General features: G+C 65.9%; 3 protein-coding genes. 2 read left to right on the plus strand and 1 reads right to left on the minus strand.

The features are described from left to right. Positions 1-163: 163 nt before the first annotated feature. Positions 164-658 carry a DUF3093 domain-containing protein gene (locus SSMG_RS10705; RefSeq protein WP_037713272.1) on the minus strand — a complete coding sequence of 165 codons (495 nt, stop codon included), beginning with the start codon at positions 656-658 and terminating at the stop codon, positions 164-166. A 24-nt stretch (positions 659-682) separates the two neighbouring features. Between SSMG_RS10705 and dut the strand changes: the two genes are divergently transcribed. Both dut and SSMG_RS10715 read left to right on the plus strand, forming a co-directional pair. Further along, positions 683-1,186 carry a dUTP diphosphatase gene (dut, locus tag SSMG_RS10710; RefSeq protein WP_009075566.1) on the plus strand — a complete coding sequence of 168 codons (504 nt, stop codon included), beginning with the start codon at positions 683-685 and terminating at the stop codon, positions 1,184-1,186. Continuing rightward, complete coding sequence (locus SSMG_RS10715; protein ID WP_009075569.1) at positions 1,186-1,842, plus strand: DUF3710 domain-containing protein; 657 nt, start codon at positions 1,186-1,188, stop codon at positions 1,840-1,842. The genes dut and SSMG_RS10715 overlap by 1 nt, the downstream gene beginning before the upstream one ends. Positions 1,843-2,013 lie beyond the last annotated feature (171 nt).

The following is a 2,013-nucleotide window of genomic DNA, read 5'->3' on the forward strand; positions in this document are numbered from 1 at the left end:
ATATATATATATATATATATATATATATATATATATATATATATATATATATATATATATATATATATATATATATATATATATATACGAACCGCAGGGCGGCTTTGTATCGGGGATGGGGGAGGGGCGGGTGCTTGGGGGGGTTGGGTGCGCTGGTTTCTGTTTACGCGTGGTTCGCGTGGTTGCTGAGCAGTTCTGCTACTCGCTTTGGTTTGCGGGTGCTGAAGAGCCAGTACGGGGTGGGGTCCGCTGGGTCGGTCAGGGTGATGCGGACTGCTGGGCCCACCCAGCCGCGGTGCAGGACGAACGCTGCGGGGTCTGCGTCGCGGCCCAGGGCGTGGCGTTTCGCGTCTTTTTCCACGACGGTGATGTCGCCTACGTAGCGCAGCGGCAGGTGGGCGTCGCCCAGCCAGAGTTCTGGGTCGTCGCCCGCGGTGATCGTGACTTTCGCCCTGCCCATCGAGAGCAGGAGGGCGGCCATGACCGGGACGGCGATCGCGAGCGGGATCCACATCGGGATCGACGGGTAGCCCAGGTGGACTTCGACGCCGAGCAGGATCGCTCCGGCCATCGGCAGGGGCCAGCCCCACCACGGCAGGTAGAGCCGTTCGGAGTGTGCGACGACGCCCGTCGCGGCGGTGTTCACGCGGTCAGCCACACCGCAAGGGTAGTCTCGCCGCCCGTGTCCAGCGTTCAGGTCCTCCTCCAGCGGCTCGACCCCGAAGTCCCGCCGCCCGCCTATGCCCGGCCCGGCGACGCCGGGGCCGATCTCGTCACCACCTCGGATATCGTGCTCGGACCCGGCGAGCGCGGGGTCGTCGGCACCGGGGTCGCGATCGCGCTGCCCACCGGGTACGCCGGGTTCGTGCACCCCCGCTCGGGGCTCGCGGCGCGCGTCGGATTGTCGGTGGTCAACACTCCCGGCACGATCGACTCGGGCTACCGCGGCGAGATCAAGGTCTGTCTCGTCAACCACGACCCGCGCGAGAAAATCGTGCTGGCTCGCGGCGACCGGATCGCGCAGCTGGTGATCCAGCGAGTGGAGCACGCGGAGTTCGTCGAGGTCGCCGAACTCGAGCCGACCGAACGCGGCGCGGGAGGTTACGGCTCGACCGGCGGGCACGCCACACTGGCACCCGGCGCCGGAGACACCGGCGCGGGCACCGGGGAAGGAACGGAACGATAGTGGGGATTTTCGGACGCAAGCGCCGGTCCGGCGACGACGAGACCGGAGGCGTCGCTTCCGAGCGCGAAAGCGTCGAAGCCGACGACGCGCTCGAACCCGAGGACCAGCTGTCGGAAACACCCGACGGCCCGTTCGACGTCACCGAGGCCGAAGAAGACGGCATCCCGCGCATCGACCTGGGCTCGGTACGCGTACCGGTGCCCGACGGTTCGCAGGTGCAGGTCGAAATGGACCCGGAGGAAGGCGGCGTGCGCGCGGTGCACGTCGTGACGGAAGTCGGGCAAATCACCGTCAGCGCCTACGCCGCCCCGAAATCCGGCGGCCTGTGGCGCGAAGTGAGCAACGAACTGGCGGACCAGCTCCGCGCAGACGGCGCGAAGGTCAACGTCGGCCGAGGCGAATGGGGCATGGAACTGTCCGCGATCGTCGGCGACGTAGCCCTGCGCTTCGTCGGAGTAGACGGCCCGCGCTGGATGCTCCGCGGCGTCATCGCGGGCCCGCAATCAACCGCCTCGCAAGCCCCGGAAGTCCTGCGAGCAATCGTCCGCCGCACGGTAGTAGACCGAGGCAACTCCCCCATGCCGGTGCGCACCCCGCTCCCGATCACCCTCCCGGAGGCGGTAGCCCAACACATCGCAGAACAACAACAAGGCTGACCACAGCCCGCAAAAGGCCCTCACGGACACCCCCGTGAGGGCCTTTTTTCACACCGCAGAAACCGCCGCCGATGCACAAAACCAGCGTGGCACCCAGCCCTCCCCCAACCCCGATACGAAGCTTCCCTGCGGTCTGGGGGTGCTTGTCAAGGCATCTTTCCCGCCTTGACA

Origin of the sequence: Streptomyces sp. AA4, assembly GCF_000158875.1 — a bacterium.
GTDB lineage: Bacteria > Actinomycetota > Actinomycetes > Mycobacteriales > Pseudonocardiaceae > Amycolatopsis.